Here is a 22072-nt window from a genome sequence, read left to right on the forward strand (position 1 = left end):
CTCCGCACCACGGGGTGCGCAAACGATGCCACGGCCTTTCCGGCGGCAACCGTGCCTTAAGTCGTAGTCGACCGTCGCGCGCGCGCGGCGTGACGCTTCACTGCTGCCGCAACGCTTCGATCGGGTCCAACTGCGAGGCCTTGCGCGCCGGGTAATAACCGAAGAACAAGCCGGTGGCGATGGAGAATCCGGCGGCCAATCCGACCACCTGCCCGTTCAAGGCGATGGGCAGCGCGCCGAACTTGCTCACCAGCAAGGTGCCCACCACGCCGATGGCGATGCCGATCGCGCCGCCGATCAGCGAAATCAGCATCGCCTCGGCCAGGAACTGCCACTGGATGTCGCGCGGTCCCGCGCCCACCGCCATGCGCAGGCCGATCTCGCGGATGCGTTCGGTCACCGACACCAGCATGATGTTCATGATGCCGATGCCGCCGACGATCAGCGAAATCGTCGCCACCGCGCCCAGCAGCAACGACATCAGCCGCGTCGTCTGCGTGCGCGTGGCCACCACTTCGGCGATGTTGCGCACGCTGAAATCGTCGTCGCTGCCGGGCTGGATCTTGTGCCGCTGGCGCAGCAGGCCTTCGATCTGCTCCTGCGCATACGACACGTCCTCGGCGCGGCCGACACCGACCGCGATCTGCATCACCGCGCCGTTGGGCAGGCCCATCGCGCCGAGCAGGCGGCGGCGCCCGGTTTCCAGCGGCACCAGCACGATGTCGTCCTGGTCCTGGCCGAAACCGCCCTGGCCCTTCGGCTTGAGCGTGCCGATCACCGTGAACGGCACGCGTCCCAGGCGAATGGTCTGGCCGATCGCGTCCTCGTCGCCGAACAATTCGCGGCGCACGCTTTCGCCCAGGATCACCGACTTGGCGCCGCTGCCGTAATCACGCGGCTCGAAATTCGCGCCCGAGGCGATGGCCCAGCCGTTGATGTCGAAGAAATCCGCCTGCACGCCCTGCCACTGCGTGGACCAGTTGTTTTCCGCGTACACCGCCTGGGTGCCGCCGCGCAGGGACGCGGCGACGTATTGCACTTCCGGCACCTCACTACGGATCGCGTCGCCGTCGCCTTCGGTCAGGGTGAAGAAACTCGACGAACTCAGGCGCACGCCGCCGGTGCCGCGTCCGCCGCCGCCGGAACTGATGTCCAGCCGGTTCGAGCCCAGGCCCGAAACCAGCTTGTCGATTTCCGCCTGCGTGCCCTGCCCGACCGAGACCATCACGATCACCGCGGCGATGCCGATGATCACGCCCAGCGAGGTCAGCCCGCTGCGCAGCCAGTTGCCGCGCAGAGCGAATACGGCGGTGCGCAGCACTTCGAGGAAGTTCATGCCGCCGCCTCCTGCACGTGCAGTTCGCCGTCGCGCATCACGAAGATGCGGTCGGCGTGCGCGGCCACGTCCGGATCGTGGGTGATCAGCACCACCGTGTGATCCTCGGCCTGCAGGCGTTTGAACAGCGCCAGGATTTCCTCGCCGGTGCGTGTGTCGAGCGCGCCGGTGGGCTCGTCGGCGAGGATGATCGGCGGACGGTTGATCAAAGCGCGCGCGATCGCCACGCGCTGCTGCTGGCCGCCGGACAATTCGCTGGGCCGGTGATTGGCGCGCGGCCCCAGCCCGACCGCTTCCAGCGCCGCGTGCGCGCGCTGCTGGCGTTCCTCACGCCCGATATTGGCGTAGCCCATCGGCATCGCCACGTTCTCCAGCGCGTTCATGCGCGGCAGCAGGTTGAATCCCTGGAACACGAAGCCGATCTTGTCGCGGCGCAGGATCGCGCGTTCTTCCTTGTCCAGGGTGGCCACGTCGATGCCGTCGCACAGATAGACGCCGCTGCTCGGCGTGTCCAGGCAGCCGATCAGATTCATCAGCGTGGACTTGCCCGAACCCGACGGCCCCATGATCGCGACGAACTCGCCGCGCGCGATCGACATCTCCACCCCGTGCAGCGCGATCACCTCGGCCTCGCTGCCGGGCGAATAGACCTTGCCCAGCGCGCGGGTCTCGATCACCGCGGGGATGCCGGCGCGGTCGCGGCTGGCGGCAGGACTCATTTCGCGCCGCGCCCGCTGCCGACGATGATGTCGTCGCCTTCCTTCACGTTGCCCGAGACCTCGGTCCAGCTGCCGTCGCTGACGCCGACGCGCACCACGACCGCCTGCGGTTCGCCCTTGACCAGCTTGTACAGCGGCGCCCGGCGCGCGCTGACCAGCGCGGCGATTTCGCTGTCCCACCGCTTGCGCTGATCGTCGTCGAGGGTGGCGCGGAAGGCGCCGAACTGTTGGTTGAAACGTTCCTGCATGCGCTGGCGCGCCGCGCCGGAAACCGCGCCGCCGGCGCGATTGCCGTTGCGGTTGTTGCCGCCGCCACCGCCGCCCGGGCCGCGTCCGCCGCCCATGATGATCGTCGGCGGGCCGCCGCCCGCAGGCCCGCCGCCGGTGCTGGCCGGCGCCGCCGCGCGCGAGGCCATGCGCTGCTTCATCTGCTCCAGCGCGGCGTCGAACAGCGCGCGCTGGCTGGCATCGAGCTTGAGCTTGTCGGCCACGCCCGGCAGATCGTTGCCCAGGCCGCCGCGCGCCGCGCTGGCGCCGCCGTTGGGCGCGCCGGCCGCGGCCGCGTCGTCGTCCGAGGGCTTGTAGCGCAGCGCCGCGTTGCCTACGCGCAGCACGTCGTCGCGATGGCTGACTTCGATCTCGGCGTTCGCGGTCATACCCGGCAACAGCACGCCGTCGGCGTTATCGACCGAGACCACCACCGGATAGGTGATGACGTTGCTGGTGTTGGTCGCCGACAGCCGCACCTGCTGGACCGCGCCGCGGAACTTGCGGTCGGGGAAGGAATCGACGCTGAAGTTGACGCTCTGCCCGGGCTTTACCTGGCCGATGTCGGCTTCGTCGATGGCCAGCACGATCTCCATCTTCGACAGGTCTTCGGCGATCTGGAACAGCACCGGCGACTGCAGGCTCGCGGCCACGGTCTGGCCGGGCTCGACGGTGCGGGTCAGCACCACGCCATCGACCGGCGCGCGGATCACCGTGCGCTGCAGGTTCAGGCGCGAGGTCTGGGTGGAGGCGATCTGCTGGTTGATCTGCGCTTGCGCGCCGGCCAGTTGCGCGAGCGCCTGATCGCGCGCGGCGCGGGCCAGGTCGGCGTCGCTGCGGGCGACCAGCCGATCGCGAGCCAGTTCGTTTTTGCGCTGATAGTCCAGCTCGGCATTGCGCAAAGTCGCCTGCGCGGTGGCGAGACTGGCGCGGGCGTTGTTGACCTGCGCGGTGCCCTGCGCGATCTGCGCCTCGTAGGTGCTCGGATCGATTCGCGCGATCACCTGGCCCTTGGTCACGCGATCGTTGAAGTCGGCCAGCACCTCGGTGACCTGTCCGGAAATCTGGCTGCCGACATCGACCGTGGAGATCGCCGACAAGGCGCCGGTGGCGGAGATCGCCACGCGGATATCGCCGCGCTCGACCTTGGCCGTGCGATACGCGCCGGCCGCTTCTTCGGCGTTGCGCTTGCTGTAGTAGTGCCAGCCGATGCCGGCCGCGGCCAACACCACCACGGCGATCGCCGCGCGCTTGAGCCACGGGGACTTGCGCGGGCGCAGGGACTGGTTGCTGGCGGACGGTTTGGCTGCGCTCATGGGACTCGGACGGTGGGCTATGCAGGCGCGAACGCGCGTGGCTGAACAGGGTTGACAGGATTTGCCGGCGGGTTGGCCGCATGTGGCCGCAGCGGTTCAGTTTCGCTTGCGTGCCCGCTTGTGACCATCGGTCGCGGGTTGAATGCGAGCATTCGAACGCGACCGGTCTTGCACACAGATGCGGCCGGGCGGGAAAGCGTCGCGGAAGCTCTCGCGACGCTGGCCGCGCCGCGCCGCACCGGCGTCCAAAGGTTCACGAGCTTTTGTGGGAGGGGCCTTCAGCCCCGATGCTTTTCGATCCGGCGCGGACGCATTCCGGCGACCTGAGCCAAAAGCATCGGGGCTGAAGCCCCTCCCACAAAGACTTCGCCGCAACGCGACCGGTCTTGCACACAGATGCGGCGGGGTAAGGAGTCGCGGGGGGCTTGTGACGCTGGTCGCGCCGCATCGGATTTCAAAGGTCCATGGCTGTTGTGGGAGGGGCTTTCAGCCCCGATGCTTTTCGATCCGACGCGGAAGCATTCCAGCGACCTGAGCCAAAAGCATCGGGGCTGAAAGCCCCTCCCACAAAGACTTCGCCGCAACGCGACCGGTCTTGCACACCGATGCTGCGAGGCGGGAACGCGTCGCGGACGGTCTCGCGATGCTGCCCGTGCCGCACCGGAGTTCAAAGGCTTACAAGCTTTTGTGGGAGGGGCCTTCAGCCCCGATGCTTTTCGATCCGACGCGGACGCATTCCGGCGATCTGAGCCAAAAGCATCGGGGCTGAAAGCCCCTCCCACAAAGACATCGCCGCAACGCGAGCGAGCGGCGATCTGAGCCAAAAGCATCGGGGCTGAAAGCCCCTCCTACAACAACTCGGCCGTCGCCCGGCGAATCAGGCCTCGGGCACCCGAGGCAGCGGCGCCGGCGGCGGCAGAGTCGAAGACACCACCGTCGTCCCCGGCCGGAAGCGGATCACCGCGGTGGTGCCCAGTTCCGGCGCGCTGGTCAGGGTGACCGGCCAGCCGAAGCGCTCGCCCAGCCGGCGCACGATCGACAGCCCCATGCCCTTGCCGTCGCTGGCGGAGAAATCGGCGCGGTAGAACGGAGTGAAGGCCTTGGTCAGGGTCTCCACCGACATGCCGATGCCGGTGTCGCGGATCTCGATGCTGTCGCGGCCCAGGCGCACGTCGATGCGGCCCTGGTCGGTGAAGCGCACCGCGTTGCTGAGCAGGTTGCCGATCATCACGCCCAGCGCATGCGGCGGCGCGATCAGGCGCGGCCCGCCTTCGTCGTACAGATGCAACTCCACCGGCTTGCCGTTGAGCAACGGCAGAATCCGCTCCATCTCGCTATCGACGATGTCGCGAACCGCGAATTCTTCCGACTGCGGCTCTACGTCGGATTCGCGCGCCAGGATCAGGAAGGCGTCGATCACCGCCTCCATGTCGCGGCCGGCGCGCTGCACCCGCAGCAGCGAGCGCTGCGCGCGCATCGGCGTTTCCGGATCGGCCAGCATCAGGTCGGTGGCGACGCGGATCACCGTCAGCGGCGTGCGCAGTTCGTGGCTGGCGTCGCGGGTGAAATCGCGTTCGCGCTGGACGAAATCGCTGACGCGCTCGGCCAGTCCGCTGAGCGCGCTCGACAAGCGGCGCACTTCGCTGCCGGGGTCGTAAGGGAACTTGATCGGCTCGATCAGGCTGGTGTCGGGATCGCGCGGGTCCCATTGCGAGACCACGTTGGCCAGCCAGCTCACCGGCGACACCAGGCGCTTGGACGTGCGATAGGTATGCCAGGAAATCAGGTACGTGGTCAGCAGCGAAAACAGCAGCGAGAACAGGCCGGTGTAGAGGATGGCCTCGTCGATCAGCTCGGTCGCGTAGACCATGTAGAACGTGCCGACCTCGCGCCGGTCCACCAGCACCACCCGGCCGCCGCCGGGCATGTTGTGCAGGCCCGACTCGACCCCGCGCACCGACGCCGGCAGCAGCGCGTCGCTGGCGCCGGCGGGGACGAAATGGCCGCGCGTGGTCGAGGTTCGCGGCAGCGGGTAATTGGGATCGCGCGCGCGCCCGGCCCAGTAGTCGTCGGCCTCGCGCTGCATGCGCTGTTCCAACACGACGTGGCGCACCGCCAGTCCCGCCAGGAGAATGCCCAGCGTTATGGCGATGCTGCCGATCAAGGCTTGCAGGAGGAACGCAAGCTTGATCTTGCGCGGTAGCCCTTGCGGCATGGCGGCGGCGACGGGTCAGTCGGGCGGCTGAGAGATGTCCGCCACGCGATATCCGGCGCTTTGCACGGTATGCAGCAGTTGCTTGCCGAAGGGCTTGTCGATGGTCTTGCGCAGGTTGTACAGATGGCTGCGCAAGGTGTCCGAATCGGGCAAGCCGTTACCCCATATCTCGCGCTCGATCTCCTGGCGACTGACCACGCGAGGCGATTCGCGCATCAGGATGGTCAAAAGGCGCAGGCCGATCGGCGACAACTGCAGTTCGCTGCCGCCGCGGGTGACCCGCAGGCTGGCCGGGTCGAGCACCAGATCGGCGACCTTGAGCACTTCGCCGCCCACCTGCCGGCGCTCGCGGCGGATCAGGGCGCGCAGGCGCGCCTCCAGTTCCTGGATCGCGAAGGGCTTGGTCAGGTAGTCGTCGGCGCCGGCGCTCAGGCCGGTGAGTTTTTCGTCGAGCGTGTCGCGCGCGGTCAGCATCAGCACCGGGGTGGACTTGCGCGCTTCTTCACGCAGCTTCTTGCAGACCTCGATGCCGTCCATGCGCGGCAGCATCAGGTCGAGCACGATCACGTCGTAACTGTTTTCGGTCGCCAGGCGATAGCCGTCGAGGCCATCAGCGGCGTAATCGACCTCGAAGCCGCGGCTTTCGAGGTATTCACCGACCATCTCGGAGATATTGCGGTTGTCTTCGACGATGAGGACCAGGCCCCCGTCTCGCGTACCCTGCATGCAGCCTCTCCATTCCTTCAGTTTTGTGAAGGTTGCCGTCCACAAGGTGGACGGCTCGTGAAGGCCACCATTAGGCTGCCTGATCCCGCCCTTGTATGCCCTCCGGACACCTTACTGATGCTTGCCGACCGTCTTTACCCGATTTTGCTGCTGCTGGGCTCGAACATTTTCATGACCTTCGCCTGGTATGGGCACCTGAAGTACAAGTCCTCGCCGCTGGTGATCGCCATCGCGGCCAGCTGGGGCATCGCCCTGTTCGAGTACTGCCTGCAGGTGCCGGCCAACCGCATGGGCAGCGCGGTGTACTCGGCGCCGCAGCTCAAGGGCATGCAGGAGGTCATCACCCTGCTGGTGTTCGCCGGCTTCTCGGTCTGGTACCTGGGCGAGCCGCTGAAGTGGAACCACTGGGCCGGGTTCGCGCTGATCGTGGTGGCGGCCTGGTTGATTTTTCTGGAGTGATGAGCAGGCCCCGTGGCCGCTTTGCTTTTGCTCGTCATTCCCGCGACAGCCGCCTAGAACCTGATCTTCCCGGTCAGGATGTCCTTGAACATCACCCAATCGCCGGCGAAGGAATAGAACGGGTACTTGAACGTCGCCGGCCGGTTCTTCTCGAAAAAGAAATGTCCGACCCAGGCGAAGCCGTAACCGCAGAGCAAGGCCGCCAGCAACAGCCACGGCCGCGCCTGCGCCAGGGCCAGCGCGAACAGGATCAGCACCCCGCAACTGCCGATGAAATGCAGGCGCCGGCTGGTGCGGTTGCTGTGTTCGCTGAGATAAAAAGGATAGAACTCGCTGAAGCTGGCGAAGCGGCTGGCCATCGGGTGTCTCCTGTTCGCGGTGTCCCCGGACCCGCTCGCGCGGCGGCCGGGGGCGTGGCGGTAGCACTGCATGCGGCGGACTCGGCGGGCGATGGGCCGATCCTGCGCCTGCGGGCGGGAGGCTTCAAGCCGGTCGGCGGGGTGCCTGATCCATGTGGGCCTGTTGCGGGATTCGCGGTGGGTTGATCGGAAAGCATCGGGCCTGAAGGCCCTCCCACAGAAGACTTCGAAGCCGCGAGGTTTATTGTGGGAGGGATTCAACCACCCTCGCAACTTCGAGGTTTGTTGTGGGAGGGCCTTCAGGCCCGATGCTTTCGGCTCAGGTAGCGACGAACTCGCCACAACCCTGAGCCACCCACTCACTCGCCGCGCTCGGCCCGCTTGGCCTTGTCCCAATACGCATCCTGCCCCTCCAGCGGCAACTCGGCCAGGGACAAACCATCCTGCGCCGCCAGCAGTTCCATCGCGCGGAAACGCCGCTCGAACTTGAGATTGGCCCGGCGCAGCGCGCTGCCGACATCGACCTTGCCGTGACGGGCCAGATTGGCGCAGACGAACAGCACGTCGCCGATCTCGTCCTCCAGCCGGTCGCGCGCGGCGGCATCGCCGGGCGCGGCCGCGACCGCGTCGAACTCGGCGCGCACTTCGTCGATCTCCTCGTGCAGCTTGGCGATCACCGGCGTCACTTCGGGCCAGTCGAATCCCACCGTAGCCGCGCGCTTTTGCAGTTTCACCGCGCGCTGCCACTCCGGCAGGCCGCGGGCGATGCCGGCCAGCGCCGAGGTGTCGGCTTCGCCCGAGGCCTCGCGCTCGCGGCGCTTGAGCTCTTCCCAGGCCACGGTCTGCGCATCGGCGTCCTCGACGCTGGCGTCGCCGAACACGTGCGGATGCCGGCGCAGCATCTTGTCGCTGATCGCCGCGACCACGTCGTCGAAGGCGAATTCGCCCTGCTCCTGCGCCATGCGCGCTTGGAACACCACCTGCAGCAGCAGATCGCCGAGTTCGTCCTTCAGCGAGGCCAGATCCTGGCGATCGATCGCGTCGGCGACTTCGTAGGCTTCCTCGATCGTGTACGGCGCGATCGTGGCGAAGGTTTGCTCGATATCCCACGGACAGCCGCGCTCGCGATCGCGCAGGCGCGCCATGATCTCGATCAGGCCGGCGATGCCCGGCGGCAGATTCAATACCTCAGCCATCTCGCCACTCCTTCCACGGCAACGCGCGATCGCCCAGCGCGATGAAATCGCCGTTGAGCAGATGCTCGCGCTGGTTGTAACGGAACGGCCGGCCCCGCGGGTCCAGCAGCGCGCCGCCGGCGGCTTCCAGCACGCACTGCCCGGCCGCGGTGTCCCATTCGCTGGTCGGCCCGAAACGCGGATACAAGTCCAGCGAACCTTCGGCGATGCGGCAGAACTTCAACGACGAACCCAGGCTGACCATGCGGATGCCGCCGGCCGCCTCGCGATGGGCGCGGACCATGAAATCGTCGCTGCGCTGGCTGTGATGCGAGCGGCTGGCGGCCACGCGCAGCGGCTGCGCGGGCGGCACCAGCGCGTGCACTTGCGTATCGAGGTCGCCGTCGCGGCGGAACGCGGCGCCGCCGCGCTGTCCGTACCACAGCGCGCCGCCGACCGGCGCCAGCACCAGTCCGAACACCGCCACGCCGTCTTCGATCAAGGCCAGGTTGACCGAGAACTCGCCGTTGCGCTTGACGAACTCGCGGGTGCCGTCGAGCGGATCGACCAGCCACAAGCGCGACCACTGCCGGCGCTGAGCCAGATCGACCTCGTCGGCGGATTCTTCCGACAGTACCGGGATGTCAGGGGTCAGCCGCGCCAGCCCATCGACGATCACATGATGCGCGGCCATGTCGGCGGCGGTCACCGGCGAGGCGTCGGCCTTGCGTTCGACTTCGAACTCGCCGTCGTAGACCACCAGGATCGCCGCGGCCGCGGCGCGCGCGATGTCGATCGCGCCTTCGGTCAATTCGCGATCGCTCAGACCCGCGACCAGGCTCATGGCGACGACTCGCCGCCGGCGCCGGCTTCGGGCGGCGACGGCTCGCCGTTGCGCAGCCATTCGCGGGCGATGAACAGCGCGGCGATGCTGCGGCCTTCGGAGAAGTCCTCGCGCAGGATCAACTGATGCAGGTCGTCGAGCTTGAACGGCACCACTTCCAGCTCTTCCGGCTCATCGCCGGGCAAGCGCTCGGGGTAGAGATCGCGCGCCAGCACCAGATGGGCCTGATGGCTCATGTAGGTGGGCGCCAGGGTCAGCGAGCGCAGCACGGTCAGCGAACGGGCGCCGTAGCCGGCCTCCTCCTTGAGTTCGCGGTTGGCCGCCTCGATCGCGTCCTCGCCGGCGTCGATCCGGCCCTTGACCAGGCCCAGCTCGTAGCGATGCACGCCGGCGGCGTATTCGCGCACCAGCAGCACGGTGTCGGCGTCGAGCATCGGCACGACGATGACCGCGCCCGGCCCGGCGGCGCGATTGCGGCCGTGCAGGCGTTCGTAGCGGCGGCGCTCGCCGTTGGAGAATTCCAGGTCGAGCAGTTCCATCCGGTACGGACCGGCCTCGTGCTCGGTGACGCTGTGGATGATCGGCAGCCGTCGGCTCATGGCGCGCCTGCGAGCATTAGCGATCCGGGCATGAGCAAAGAGCGGAAAGGCACGATAATAGGGGGATGCGAGAGATCACTCACGACCCACAGATGCTAACAGAGCCGGGCATCGCCGCGGCGGACTCCTGGCGCGAACGCGACCTGAAGGTGCTGTGGCACCCCTGCACGCAGATGCGCGAGCATCCCCACACGCTGCCCTTGCTGCCGATCGCCAGCGGCCGCGGGCCCTGGCTGATCGGCCAGGACGGACGACGCTACCTGGATGCGATTTCCAGTTGGTGGACGAATATTTTCGGCCACGCCGAGCCGCGCATCGCCCAGGCCATCGCCACCCAGGCGCTGACGCTGGAGCACGTGATCCTGGCCGGTTGCTCGCACCCGCCCGCGGTCGAGCTGGCCGAGCGCCTGCTCGCGATCGCGCCGCGCCAGGACGGGCGCGCGCCGCTGAGCAAGGTGTTCTACGCCGACAACGGCTCGGCCGGGGTCGAGGTGGCGCTGAAGATGGCCTTCCACTGGTTCCGCAATCGCGGCGTCGATGGCCGGACCAAGTTCATCGCCCTGGAAAACGGTTATCACGGCGAGACCCTGGGCGCGCTCGCGGTCGGCGATATTCCGCTGTACCGGCGCATCTACGCGCCGCTGCTGGCCGAGTCGATCTTCGCGCCCTCGCCCGACGCCTACTTGTGCGAACCCGGCGAAAGCCCGGCCGACCGCGCGCGCCGGGCCGCGCAGGCTTTGCGCGAACTGCTCGAACGCCATGCCGATGAAGTCTGCGCGCTGATCCTGGAGCCGCGCGTGCAGTGCGCCGGCGGCATGCGCATGCACGACCCGCTGTATCTCAAGCTGGCGCGCGAACTGTGCGACGAGCACGGCGTGTTCTTGATCGCGGATGAAATCGCGGTGGGCTTCGGTCGCACCGGCACGATGTTCGCCAGCGAGCAGTCCGGGGTGATGCCCGATCTGCTGTGCCTGTCCAAGGGCCTGACCGGCGGCGCGCTGCCGCTGGCGGCGGTGCTGACCACGCAGGACATTTACGACGGCTTCCTCGACGACTCGCGCGAACGCGCGTTCCTGCATTCGCACAGCTACACCGGCAATCCGCTGGCGTGCGCGGCGGCGTTGGCGAGCCTGAGCATCTTCCGCGACGACGAGGTGATCGCGCGCAACCGCGTCACGTCCGAACGCATGCGCGAACTGGCCGCGCCCTTCGCCGATCACGAGCACGTCGCCGACGTGCGCCAGGCCGGGATGATCGTCGCCTTCGAACTCAGCCGTGGCGGCGACAAGCGCAAGGGCTTCGACCCGGCCCAGCGCATCGGCCTGCGCGCCTACCGCGCCGCGCTGGAACGCGGCGTGCTGCTGCGGCCGCTGGGCGATATCTTGTACTGGATGCCGCCGTATTCGATCGACGAAGAAGCCTTGCAACTGCTCGCCGCGACCACCCGCGCGGCGATCGACCACGCCGTGCAGGAGGCCGACGCATGCGCCTGACCCGAGTCCATGTCGATGCGCGGCTCGCGCCCGGCAGCGAAGTCGTATTGCCGGAAGGCCCGGCCACTCACCTGACGCGGGTGCTGCGGCACGAAGTCGGCGACGCCTGCGTGTTGTTCAACGGCGACGGCCGCGACTACCACGGCCAGATCAGCGCGCTGGGCAAGCGCGAAGTGCGGGTGCGGATCGACTCCGCGCACGAGGTCGAACGCGAATCGCCGCTGCGCCTGCATCTGCTGCAGGGCGTGGCGCGCGGCGAGAAGATGGACCTGATCCTGCAGAAGGCCACCGAGCTCGGCGTGAGCGCGGTGCTGCCGCTGTGGTCGCAGCGCAGCGAGGTCAAGCTCGACGAAGCGCGCGCGGAAAAACGTCTGGCGCATTGGCGCAGCGTGGTCGCTTCTGCTTGCGAACAAAGCGGCCGCGCCTGCGTGCCCGAAGTCGCCGCGCCGCGGGCGCTGGCGGCGGTGCTGTCGGCGTTGCCGGCCGGCGGCGCGCGCTTGATCCTCGACCCGGACGGCGAGCTGGCGTTCGCCACGCTCGCGTTGGCCGGCGATGCGCCGGTGCTGCTGGCGATCGGCCCGGAAGGCGGATGGTCGCCGCTCGACCGTCAGCAACTGCGCGATGCCGGTTTCCAGGGACTGCGGCTGGGCCCGCGCATCCTGCGCACCGAAACCGCCGGACTGGCGGCGATCGCGGCGCTGCAGGCGCGCTTCGGCGATCTGGCCTGAGCCGCGGCGGCGATCGCGGCGGCTCCGCGATCGCCGATAAGCTTCACCGCTGCGTCCAGCGAATCCGCAACTCGGTCGATTTCCCCGCCACCGTCGCCAGCGCCATGCGCGCGCCCAGGCCGCGGATGCGCTCCATCGCCGCCGGCAGGCCCATGCCGAGGCCGCTGCCGCCTTCGCTGCTGGCGGCGGTGGTCACGCCGGGCTCGAAGATTTTCAGGATCGCATCGCGCTCGCTCATGCGGCTGACCACGTCGATGCGATAGCGGCCCTCTCGCAGCAACGCCGCGCGCAAGCGCACCAGATTGATGCCGCGGCCGTCGTCGCGCACGACGAACTGCCAGACCGATTCCTCGCGGCTGAGCGCCAGCCGCACCACGCCGACCGGGTCCTTGCCGACCCGGCGGCGCATCGACATCGATTCGATCCCGTGCGTGACCGCGTTGGCGACCAGTTCCTTGCCGACCTCGCGCAACACCGCGACCGTGGGCTCCGGCAATTGCTCGAACAGATCCAGCACCGCCTCGACCCGCACCGACTTGCTCTGCTGCCCGGCCAGTTGCCGCGCGTGCGCGGCCCAGTCGGCGAATGCCGCCTTCGACGACGACAGCACCATGTCGCCGCCGGACAGCGCCAGCAGCGGCACCAGTGCGAAGGCTTCTTCGGCGCCGTTGTCGAAGGCGGGGGCGGCGATTTTGGCCGGATCGTCGGCCGTCGCGTTCGCGCACGTGGAGGCCGGATCGATGGTCAGCTCGATATCGGCGTGCGTCGTCGCGCTGGTGTCGTGGTTGGCGATTGGTGTGGTCGTCGCGGTCGAAGCGTTGATCGGTATTGCGTTGTTCGATGTTTCGACGACAGCCTTACCCGGCGCGCTGGTTATCGGAGCGACGGGCGTGAGCGGGTCTGCGGATTCGATCGCAATCGAAGGCGACGACTCGACGGACGGCGTGGCGGCCGGAGCGATCCCAGCGTCGGTATCCGCGGGCGCTGGTGTCGGCGGGGTTGGCGATGCCTGCGGCTGAGCCGAAGCCTCGTTCGCAGGCGAACGCGAGCCGGCTTCGGCGGTGCTGGCGGACGCGGCGAGTGGGTTCATCCACGCCTGCGACGGGTGGGGTTGCGGCGTGGGATTTGGCCGCGATTCGATCTTCGGCGATGCAGCCGCGAGCGTTGGCAACAGTTGCGATGGCTGATCGGGTTGCGTGGTCTGTACCGGCCGCACGGGCAAGCCCGCTCGCACAAGCGGCGGTTGCGCCGGTGGCGCGGGCGATGTCGATCGCGGCGCTTGCGGCGGCTCCGAGCCGCTCACCCGCGCGGGGATGCGCGACTGCATGCGCTCAAGAAAAGCCGCCGCGCGTTCCGGGCCGCCCGCGATGGCGGCGGCGCTGCCGCCTATCGAAATGTGTCCGGTGAGTTGGCCATGCTCCGGATCGTCGTGCGATCCGGCTTGGGGTGCTGACGCCGATGCCGATGCCGATGCCGATGCCGGAGGCGGCGCGAAGTCGGCGGCGATGGGCTCATCGGATCCGCGCGCAGTCGCCGCATCGATCGACGCCTGCGCGAGCGTCGGCGTGGCGGCGTGCGGCGCGGTCGCCTGCGCGAAGGTCGGTTCGATCGCAGAGGCCTGCCTCGCCTCGACCGACAACGGCGCAAGCTCGCCCGCAACCACGGCCGCCGATGCTCTGCCGTCGATCTGGACCAACAACTCGCGCATCGTGCCGATGCGCTCGCCCAGATACTCCACCTCCGCGCCGAGCCGGCGCGCATCCTCGTGACCGAACTCGGGCCGATGGCTCAGCTCGACCAGATCGAGTTCGAAGCAATGCGCGGGCGTTTCGATCAGATCCAGATCGATCTCGCCGGCCTCGCGCTTGAGCAACTGCGCATCGGCGATCAGCGCGCGATACGAGGCCAGACGTTCGTCCATGTCCGCGGCCATGCACAGGCGCTGCAATCGCACGCGCATCCGTTCCACCGCCGCGTCGCCGTGATTCAAACAGGCGCGAATCCGCGCGCTGTCGTGACCCAAGGCGCGCGCCAGGCCTTCGAGCTGCGCGCGCAGGCGCAGTTTGGCGCCGGCCAGTTCCTTGCCCAGGCGCAGGCGCTCGCCGATGTCGCCGACGCTCACCAACAGATACTGAGCCGCGCCGTCGCGCTCGACCCGATCGAAGCGGAACCCCACCTGCGCCTGTCGCGACGGCGGCCCGGCGAATACCACCTCGGCCAGCGGATTGCGCGCGGCGATGCGGCGATCGCGCGCGCGTTCGGCGAACAGCAGCTTGAGGTAGGCGCGCGTCGCCTCCAGGGTTTCCTCCGCGAGCATCGGCCGCAGCACTTCGATCAGATCCATGCCCGGCCACAGCTTGCGCTGCAGCACCTGCAGCAGCGCCGGCGAGACCGGATCGCGGATGATGAAGTTCGAATCGATCAGGAACAGTCCGTCCGGCACCGCGCGCAACGCATCCTCGGTCAGTTCGCGCCAGACCGCCTGCTCGCGCTCGTGCGCGTACAAGCGCCGCAGCGGTCCCAGGACCAGATACGCGACCGCCGCCAGCAGCGACAGTCCGGCGCCGATCAACATCATCCGCGGGCCATCGCCGACGATTCCGAACAGCCCGGCGCTGTCCGCGTCCCGCGCGATCAAACCCACCGCCGCCCCCGCCATCGCCGCGGCGCAGAGCGCGATCGCGGCGACCACGCCCAACAACCGCGCATAGCGCATGCGGACGCCTTTCATCGTATCGGACATTTCCCGCTCCTCCCGCGCGACCGGGAACCTGAAACCGCCGGCGCACCGATCAAACGCTCGCCTGACCCGCTCGCCTCGCCCTTGCGCATCCCTCCCCCGCGCCCGCCGCGTCCCGGCAGGCGAATCGCGCGACCCGGCCATCGCTCCGCTTGCGACGCGCCCACATCGCCCGGGTTCCGATCAAGATCGCGAAGGACGGCCCCGACCCACGGAACACGGACCATCGCGGCGCCGATGGTTCAGGGGGTGTTGGCGCCGCGGCGATGCTCCCGCGCGGCCGGAGCCGCCTTCGCGAACCTTTCGCCCACGCAGGCTCAGTCGAGTCGTTCGATATCGACCACCAGCGAGGCGCTATAGGTTTTCCAACTCACCATGATCACGTACGGCCGCTTGCGCGATCCGGAGTTGCCGATCGCGCCGGCCGCGGTTCTGGGCACAGAAATCTCCATATCGCCGCCGAAGTGCTTGCGCGCGTTGCCGGCCAGGGTGTTGGCCAACTCGCCGACGGTGTCGCGCAGGTTGGCGTCGGACTGATCGCTTTCGTTGAGCGCCAGCAACAGGTGGCGGATCATCGCGCGCGGCGCCGACACCGTGATGGTGCCGCGGAACTGTCCGCTGATCGCGATCTGGCCGCTGTAGTCGTACACCGGCACGGTGCCGCTGTTGTCGTCGAGGAACGCGCCGCGCACCACCGCGGCCTCCTGCGTGAGCTGGTTGAAATAGTTCGTCACCGCGTCGATGAAGACCTTGATTTCGGTTTCGTTGAGGTCGCTCATTGCGGCAGCATCTCCAGTAAGGCTTCGACCAGTTGGTCGTCGGTGAACGGTTTGTAGAGAAATCCGCGCGCGCCCTTCTTCAGCGCGCTGATCGCGGTGGTCTTGTCGCTCAGCGCCGACACCACCAGGATGTTCACGTTGTCGTCGATGGCGACCATCTGCTCGGTGCATTCCACGCCGCCGATTTCCGGCATGGTCAGGTCCATCGTCACCACGTCGGGTCGATAGCGCACGAACATGTTCAAGGCCTCGGCGCCGTTGTGGGCCTGGGCGACGATTTCCAATCCGGGCAAGCGGGTGTCGCCGGCCAGGCGCGCGATGCGCTGCCGGATCACGTTGGAATCGTCGACGATCAAAAGCTTCATCATGATCTGGACTCGTCAGAAGGTGAGTTGGAACTCGCCCGGATCGGCCGGCGCGGCGGCCGCGGCCGCCTCGGGCGCCGGCTTGATCTCGGCCACCGGCAGGCGGATGCGGAACTCGGTGTAGGCGCCGACCTTGGTCGCCATCGAGATCGTTCCCGACATCGCCCGCACCTGCTTCATCACCAGATCCATGCCGACGCCGTGGCCGGCGTCGCGGTCGCTGTTCTGGCTGGAGGTGGACACGCCCGGCTCGAAGATTTTCATGATCACCTCGCGGTCGCTCAGCGAGGACAGCCGCTCGGCCGAATACTGGCCGGTCGCGGCCAGCGCCTCGCGCACGCGCCGGGCGTCGATGCCGCGGCCGTCGTCGCGCACCACCAGTTCGATCTGGCGCGTACCGAGGTCTTCGCTGCGGAAGCTGACCGTGCCTACCGGCGATTTCGACGCCGCGCGGCGCTCGTCCATGGTCTCGATGCCGTGCACCACGGCGTTGCGCAGCAATTGCAGGCCGATCGTGCGCAAGGCGTTCAAGGCTTCGCCCGGCACCCGGTCGAAAGCCTGCAACTGCATGTCCAGCTGAACCTGCTTGCCCTGCTCGCGGGCGATGCGTTCGGCCAGGGTGTTCCAGCCCTCGACGGCGCGCTGCGACGGCGAGGCCGCGCTCTTGGCCGCGCCCGCGTCGCGGCCGCCGCCGATGCGGTCGAGGAAATCGCGGATGGTGGCGACGCATTCGAACATGTCGTCCAGATGCACGGTCATCTTGACCATGTCGGCGCCCTCGATGCTGCCGCGATCGCGCAGCCCGATCAGATCGGCTTCGAAGGTATGCGCCAGCGCCTCGATCATCTCCAGGCCCAGCGCCGCCGCCTCGCTCTTGAGCGAATGCACGTCGCGGAAGATCGCGTTGACCAGTTCGCCGTAATCGGTGCCGGTGCGGCGCGCGGCGGCCTGGCGCAGGTCGTCGTTGACGCGTTCGAGCACCACGCCGATGCGATGCAGGAACAGGCGCACCTCGCTCGACTCGCGGCTCAGCACGCGCAGCAACGCTTCCATTTCCTCGCGGGTGCGGGTCTTGGCGGCGGTGATTTCCTGCGTCAGGCGCACGCGTTCGGTCGCGTCCGACACCGTCACCAGCAGATAGACCGTGTCCTCGCTTTCCTGCACGCGGTTGAACTGGAAGTTGAGGTAGCGCGACTGCGGCTGGCCGCGGCCGTCGCTGCCGCCGGCCACCGGCACTTCCGACAGCGGGTTGAGGCTGGCGACCAGGTTTTCCTTCACCCGCTTGCCGAACAGCAGTCCCAGGTAGTCGCGCGTGGCTTCGAGCGTCTGCGCCGCGACCATCGGCCGCAGCACTTCGATCAGGTTCATGCCCGGCTCGACCTTGCGCTGCATGATCTGCGGCAGCGAGTGGGACATCTGCTCGCCGACGGTGAAGTCGCCGGTCACCAGGAACAGGCCTTCCTTCACCGTCGCCAGGATGTCGTCGTTCTGCTTGCGCGATTGGGTGACGGCGCGGTCGCCGGCCAGCAGGCGGCGAAACGCGACCAGCGCGGTGAACAGGAAGTTCAACATAATCAGGCCCGCGCCGATGCTCTGCGCGTGGGTCAGGCGGGTGTTGGCTCGTTCGATGATCCCCTGGGAACCGGCGACCAGCTTGTTGATCAGGTCGAACAACTCGGTGTTGTTGGCGCGGCCGTACTGGATCGCCGAGGCCAGTTGGGCCGGGTCCACGCTCGGCCCGGCCAACACCGCCTTGATCCGCGTTTCGTACGGGTCCCACACCTTGGTGAGCTGGGCGTCGGTCTGGATCATCTCCGGCGTGGCCAGGGCGAGGTCGAACGCCACGCCGCTGTTGTCGCCCGGCAATCGGCCGCCGTTGCGGAACAGTTTGAGCGTGTTGTCGATCAGCTCCGAACGCTTGCGCAGCGCTTCGCGCAGATCGGCCGAAACCGGCTGGCCGTTCTTGGTGTCCTGATCCATTTCCAGCATCGAACGCAACACGATCTGCGAAGCGCTTCGCATCGCGCCGCTCAAGTCGCGGGCCTGGGTGCCCTGGGCGATCTGTCCGGACAGCAGCAGGCTGGCGGCGATCAACGCGCCGGAGATGAGCAGGAACAGGCTCACCGCCACGATCAGAATGTAATAGCGCTTCCAGAAGCTGCTGCTCTTGGCCTGTTGCATGGTGGCTTCCCCCTGTGGACTTGGCTGGAACGCGCCGGCCGGTCGGACCCGACCGGCCGTGCTCGCGCGATCAGGCCTAGAAATAGATCTGCATGCGCAGTTGCGCGATGTCCGGGTCCAGTTGCAGACCGCGGCGCTTGCTGTCGGCCCAGACATAGTTCGCCTGCAGCTTGAAGTGCTGGCCGATGTACCAGTTCACGCCGAGCGTCCAATCGCGCTGGCGTCCGCCGAGCGAGACGCCGCGATCGTCGAGATCGACCTGCGAATAACGCACGGCCACTTCCACCGCGCCGAACGCGCGGCTGGGCTTGAGGTTGCCGAAGCCCGAGTTCTTGTACGGGCGCGCTTCGCCGGTCAACACCCACGAGCCGGCGAGGTAATAGCCGTCGGTGCTGTAGTCGGGCCGGCCGTAACGATCCACGCCCATGCGCAGGTATTCGCTCTGCACCAGCAAGGGGCCGTGGCGCCAGATCGCTTCCAGGCCCTGGCGATTGATCGCCTCGACCTGGCCGAGCGCGCCCGAATCGACCAGGCGCACATCGGTCAGATTGGCCTCCGGCCGCACCCGCGCGCGCGCCTGATCGTCGTCGCGCTTTTCGTTGGAAGCCGACAGGCCCAGATGGATCACGTCGGCGTCGCTCTTGAGCGGATTGAACACCACGCGCGCGCCGAGCGTGCGGCCGTCGTTGTCGCCCTGCAGGTCGCCGCCGCTCATCAGCGCGGCGTTGAAGTACCAGCCCGGGAGTTTGTCGTAAGTCCAGTCCGCGCCGAGCCGGCGGCCTTGGTAGATCAGGCCGACCGGCAGCGCGCGCTCCATGAAGGTGGCGGCGTTGGAGCCGACCGCGCTTTCCTCGTAGCCGACCGGCGTCTTGAACTGGCCGATGCGCAGATCGCCGCCGACCTTGCTCGACAGGCGCAGGAAGCTGTCGAGCCACAGCTTGCTCTTGAAGTCGTAACCGACCGCGATTTCGAATACGCCCGGCTTGCGCGCGAAGGCGTTGAGTTCCTGCCGGCGCCAGGCATCGTCATCGACGAAGCGACCGGCCCCGGACGGCAGGCGGTCGTCGCCGAATTCGTTGTAGTCGTAATTCACATTGCCCTTGAGCCCGAACTCCACTCCGGAATCGGTGGTCAGCTTGACCGGCCAATCGCCCAGCAGGCTGTACTGCGGAGCTTCCGCATAAGCCGTCGTGGCGAACGCCAAGGACATCGCGCCGGCGAGCGCAGTGTTGATCCGCATAATTGCTTCCCCTGTGTTTTCCGGCCGTGCCGGCCCCTCGTTTGCGTATCGGCAAGGCGCGACTAACCGCCGCGGCCGGGCCGACGTCATGTCTTGTCTGCATCGCCGCATGCCTCGGCGCGCTGTCCGCTCGCCTCGACCCCGCGGTTCGTGTCGTTCGCGAACGCGGCGCCGATGCCATCGTCGCTTCCCGCGGCGCGCTCGCATCGCGAAAACCCCTGCGGGTCGATGATCCGCCCGTCGTGATCGATGCGGCGCGCCGCGCCTTGCCTACCTGCTTTCCCCAACCCCTTTCATCGGTCCGCGAAACAACTTGCGTGTTGCTCATCACATCGCGGATTTCATGTCTTCGATAGCGAGACGAATGAAGCTTGTCCAGCGGGAAAAAACCGGAGTGCGGCGGATACCCACATCGCATGTGCAGGTAAAACGGCTATCGCGTGCATCGCATGCACATCGCGCATGCATTGCCGGATCGTAATGATGGGTCGCCGCGCGCGGGGCCGCGTCGGCTGCGATCGCGCGGCGAACATCGCCGCTTCAATGCGATAGCGGATCGTCGCCGAGGGCGCGCTGCATTCCTCGACGTTCGTGCGCACGGCGGAAGCGATCGAGAGGCATGCGATGTGCGCCAATCGGGTGAGGCGCGGCGCCCGACCGCCGGGATGACGAAAAAAGAGCGAAAAACTTGCCGGAATCGATCAGATAAACGTGACGCACATCACATGATGTTTATCTTGAGCGCGGGAGCTGCATGTTGATCGGCACGCTGAGTAACAAGCGTCGGCACAACTTAGCGAAGACGCGGCGCGGTTCGACGCGATCGCGGCGATCGCGGACTAAATCTTGAAGTAAATGCGCCGCGCATCGAGCAGCTTGACCACCGCCCACCACAACGCGACGAAGGCCAGCGCGAACGCCAGCGACGGCAGGTAGGGACCGAAGCGCGGCGTCATCCAGTCGGCGAAGCCGCGGCGATAGACCGGTTCCAGCCAGCCCAGTCCGATCAGCGCATACAACATCAGTGCCGAACCGCCGTACGCGGCGATCGCGTTGACACCGAAGGCGCGCCCGATCGGCGGCCAACCGCCACGGTCGATCAGGCGATGGAACAGCGCGAGAATCCAGCACGACGAGCCGCCCGCCCACAGCACGTAGGCCGGCGTCCACAGGTTCTTGTTGATCGGCTGCGCGTGCGACAGCGCCCAGCCCGCGGCGAGGCACACGCCGCCGCCCAGCAACAGCGCGGGCCACTGGCCGCGACGCAGCCAATCGCCGGCGCGCAGGCCGAGCAAGGTCGTGGCCAGGGCGCCGAGCGCGGAGACCAGCCCTTCCGGATCGTGGCCGCGGCCGCTCGCCGGATCGATCTGATAGACGTGCACGCCGAACAGCGCGCTGTCGAACCGACTGGCGATGTTGACGAACGGTTCGTAACTGCCGCCGGCGGCGAGCAGCGCGGCGTAGCCGGCCAGTAACGCGAACAAGGCGATCCACTGCGCGCGCGCCGGCACGTACAGCGCCAGCACCGCCGCGGCGGCGAAGCACAGGCCGATGCGTTGCAGCACGCCGGGCAGGCGCAGGTGTTCGTGGCCGGTGACCCACATCGCGATCGTGTGCAGCAGCAGGCCCAGGCCAACGATGCGCAGCGCGCGCCACAGCGCCGGGCGCAGCAGCTCGGCGGCGGCCACGCCGTTTTCGCGGCGCGGCATCATCGCCAGCGCGATCGACACGCCGACGATGAACAAGAACATCGGAAAGACCAGATCGGTCGGGGTGAATCCGTTCCAGGCCGAGTGCAGCAACGGCGCGTAGACGTGGTCCCAGTCGCCCGGATCGTTGACCAGCAGCATCGCCGCGACGGTCAATCCGCGCAGCGCATCGACCGAGGCATAGCGTTTGACGGACGCGGCCGGCGCGGCCACGGACGACGTGGCGCCGCCGTGCTGCGGCGCCGGACTCACGCCGCTTGCGCGAGCGCTTCGCCGATCATCGCCTCAACCGCTTCCAGGTCGGGCAGCAGCGCGGCATCGTCGTTGAGGCGCACGCGCGCCTGCACGCCGTGCGGCAGGACATCGCCTTCGCGGCCTTCCAGGGTGAGGCTGTCGGCGGCCACCGTGACCAGGCGTGGGAAGCCCTGGGTCAGCAGGGCGAAATACGGCAGGCGCGAGGCGGCGCTGAGCGCCTTGAGCACGACCACCTTGCTGCCCAGGCCGCCGGGTTCGCGCGCCAGTCCGGACAGTTCGCCGAACGCGATCAGCGGCAAGGTCCAACCGCGCCAGCGGGTCTGGCCGAGCAGCCAGCGCGGCGCGCCGGTGATCGGCGCGGGCGGCGCGTACGACAGCACCTCGGCGATGGTCGCGTTGGGCAGCAGCAGACGGGCGCCGCCGACCTGGATCAACACGCCGCGGATGTCGGTCTGGACCGACGCCGATGCGTCGCCGGCGGAGTCGCTGTTTTGGTTTTCGTTCGACATCGCGCGAATCCTCGCCGCGGCGGCCGCGGCTTGTTGCGAAGGCTTCGACGGACGAAGC

The 22072-nt window shown here is 68.0% G+C and carries 19 protein-coding genes; 3 read left to right on the forward strand and 16 right to left on the reverse strand.

What is annotated here, in order from left to right; genetic code table 11:
* Nucleotides 1-97 precede the first annotated feature (97 nt).
* The 5 genes from J7J50_RS00195 to J7J50_RS00215 all read right to left on the reverse strand — a co-directional run bounded on the left by J7J50_RS00195 (nucleotide 98) and on the right by J7J50_RS00215 (nucleotide 6579).
* Nucleotides 98-1336 (reverse strand): ABC transporter permease, encoded by a 1239-nt coding sequence (locus J7J50_RS00195; RefSeq protein ID WP_215058910.1) that lies wholly within the window; start codon nucleotides 1334-1336, stop codon nucleotides 98-100.
* Nucleotides 1333-2055 (reverse strand): ABC transporter ATP-binding protein, encoded by a 723-nt coding sequence (locus J7J50_RS00200; protein ID WP_215058908.1) that lies wholly within the window; start codon nucleotides 2053-2055, stop codon nucleotides 1333-1335. The genes J7J50_RS00195 and J7J50_RS00200 overlap by 4 nt, the downstream gene beginning before the upstream one ends.
* Complete coding sequence (locus J7J50_RS00205) at nucleotides 2052-3638, reverse strand: efflux RND transporter periplasmic adaptor subunit (RefSeq protein ID WP_215058906.1); 1587 nt, start codon at nucleotides 3636-3638, stop codon at nucleotides 2052-2054. Before J7J50_RS00205 ends, J7J50_RS00200 begins: the two co-directional genes overlap by 4 nt.
* Nucleotides 3639-4515: 877 nt before the next feature.
* Nucleotides 4516-5853: a HAMP domain-containing sensor histidine kinase gene (locus J7J50_RS00210; RefSeq protein WP_215058904.1), complete on the reverse strand. Its 1338-nt coding sequence runs from the start codon at nucleotides 5851-5853 to the stop codon at nucleotides 4516-4518.
* Nucleotides 5854-5868: 15 nt separating this feature from the next.
* Nucleotides 5869-6579: a response regulator transcription factor gene (locus tag J7J50_RS00215; RefSeq protein ID WP_036112873.1), complete on the reverse strand. Its 711-nt coding sequence runs from the start codon at nucleotides 6577-6579 to the stop codon at nucleotides 5869-5871.
* Between the two features lie 117 nt (nucleotides 6580-6696).
* Between J7J50_RS00215 and J7J50_RS00220 the strand changes: the two genes are divergently transcribed.
* Entirely contained in the window at nucleotides 6697-7038 is a 342-nt protein-coding gene (locus J7J50_RS00220; protein WP_215058902.1) for a DMT family protein, read from the forward strand.
* A gap of 53 nt (nucleotides 7039-7091) precedes the next feature.
* Here J7J50_RS00220 and J7J50_RS00225 read toward each other — a convergent pair whose 3' ends face one another.
* The 4 genes from J7J50_RS00225 to nudE form a co-directional block, all read right to left on the reverse strand.
* The gene (locus J7J50_RS00225) at nucleotides 7092-7397 is read right to left on the reverse strand and encodes a DUF962 domain-containing protein (protein ID WP_215058901.1); all 306 of its coding nucleotides are present in this window, start codon (nucleotides 7395-7397) and stop codon (nucleotides 7092-7094) included.
* 359 nt (nucleotides 7398-7756) lie between these two features.
* Nucleotides 7757-8593, reverse strand: a complete 837-nt coding sequence (mazG, locus tag J7J50_RS00230; protein WP_215058899.1) for a nucleoside triphosphate pyrophosphohydrolase — start codon at nucleotides 8591-8593, stop codon at nucleotides 7757-7759.
* Nucleotides 8586-9416, reverse strand: a complete 831-nt coding sequence (gene cysQ, locus J7J50_RS00235; protein WP_215058896.1) for a 3'(2'),5'-bisphosphate nucleotidase CysQ — start codon at nucleotides 9414-9416, stop codon at nucleotides 8586-8588. Before cysQ ends, mazG begins: the two co-directional genes overlap by 8 nt.
* Nucleotides 9413-10015 carry an ADP compounds hydrolase NudE gene (gene nudE, locus J7J50_RS00240; protein ID WP_215058894.1) on the reverse strand — a complete coding sequence of 201 codons (603 nt, stop codon included), beginning with the start codon at nucleotides 10013-10015 and terminating at the stop codon, nucleotides 9413-9415. Before nudE ends, cysQ begins: the two co-directional genes overlap by 4 nt.
* 92 nt (nucleotides 10016-10107) lie before the next feature.
* On the opposite strand from nudE, the gene bioA reads away from it, so the two are divergent.
* On the forward strand, nucleotides 10108-11508 hold the full coding sequence (gene bioA, locus J7J50_RS00245) for an adenosylmethionine--8-amino-7-oxononanoate transaminase (protein WP_215058891.1): 1401 nt from the start codon (nucleotides 10108-10110) through the stop codon (nucleotides 11506-11508).
* The gene (locus J7J50_RS00250) at nucleotides 11499-12236 is read left to right on the forward strand and encodes a 16S rRNA (uracil(1498)-N(3))-methyltransferase (RefSeq protein WP_215058890.1); all 738 of its coding nucleotides are present in this window, start codon (nucleotides 11499-11501) and stop codon (nucleotides 12234-12236) included. The genes bioA and J7J50_RS00250 overlap by 10 nt, the downstream gene beginning before the upstream one ends.
* 43 nt (nucleotides 12237-12279) lie before the next feature.
* Here J7J50_RS00250 and J7J50_RS00255 read toward each other — a convergent pair whose 3' ends face one another.
* The 7 genes from J7J50_RS00255 to J7J50_RS00285 all read right to left on the reverse strand — a co-directional run bounded on the left by J7J50_RS00255 (nucleotide 12280) and on the right by J7J50_RS00285 (nucleotide 22014).
* Nucleotides 12280-14979 (reverse strand): ATP-binding protein, encoded by a 2700-nt coding sequence (locus tag J7J50_RS00255; RefSeq protein ID WP_215058886.1) that lies wholly within the window; start codon nucleotides 14977-14979, stop codon nucleotides 12280-12282.
* A 314-nt stretch (nucleotides 14980-15293) separates the two neighbouring features.
* Nucleotides 15294-15755, reverse strand: a complete 462-nt coding sequence (locus J7J50_RS00260) for a chemotaxis protein CheX (RefSeq protein WP_215058884.1) — start codon at nucleotides 15753-15755, stop codon at nucleotides 15294-15296.
* A complete protein-coding gene (locus J7J50_RS00265) occupies nucleotides 15752-16123 on the reverse strand; it encodes a response regulator (protein WP_215058882.1) in 372 nt (123 codons plus the stop codon). The genes J7J50_RS00260 and J7J50_RS00265 overlap by 4 nt, the downstream gene beginning before the upstream one ends.
* A gap of 12 nt (nucleotides 16124-16135) precedes the next feature.
* Nucleotides 16136-18301 carry an ATP-binding protein gene (locus J7J50_RS00270; RefSeq protein ID WP_215058880.1) on the reverse strand — a complete coding sequence of 722 codons (2166 nt, stop codon included), beginning with the start codon at nucleotides 18299-18301 and terminating at the stop codon, nucleotides 16136-16138.
* A 76-nt stretch (nucleotides 18302-18377) separates the two neighbouring features.
* A complete protein-coding gene (locus J7J50_RS00275; RefSeq protein ID WP_215058878.1) occupies nucleotides 18378-19541 on the reverse strand; it encodes a porin in 1164 nt (387 codons plus the stop codon).
* Nucleotides 19542-20380: 839 nt separating this feature from the next.
* Complete coding sequence (locus tag J7J50_RS00280) at nucleotides 20381-21463, reverse strand: heparan-alpha-glucosaminide N-acetyltransferase domain-containing protein (RefSeq protein WP_343222409.1); 1083 nt, start codon at nucleotides 21461-21463, stop codon at nucleotides 20381-20383.
* A gap of 35 nt (nucleotides 21464-21498) precedes the next feature.
* Nucleotides 21499-22014, reverse strand: coding sequence for a chemotaxis protein CheW (locus tag J7J50_RS00285; protein WP_215058875.1), 516 nt, complete (start codon nucleotides 22012-22014; stop codon nucleotides 21499-21501).
* Nucleotides 22015-22072: the final 58 nt, after the last annotated feature.

It is taken from the genome of Lysobacter sp. ISL-50, assembly GCF_018612875.1.
Lineage (GTDB): Bacteria > Pseudomonadota > Gammaproteobacteria > Xanthomonadales > Xanthomonadaceae > Lysobacter.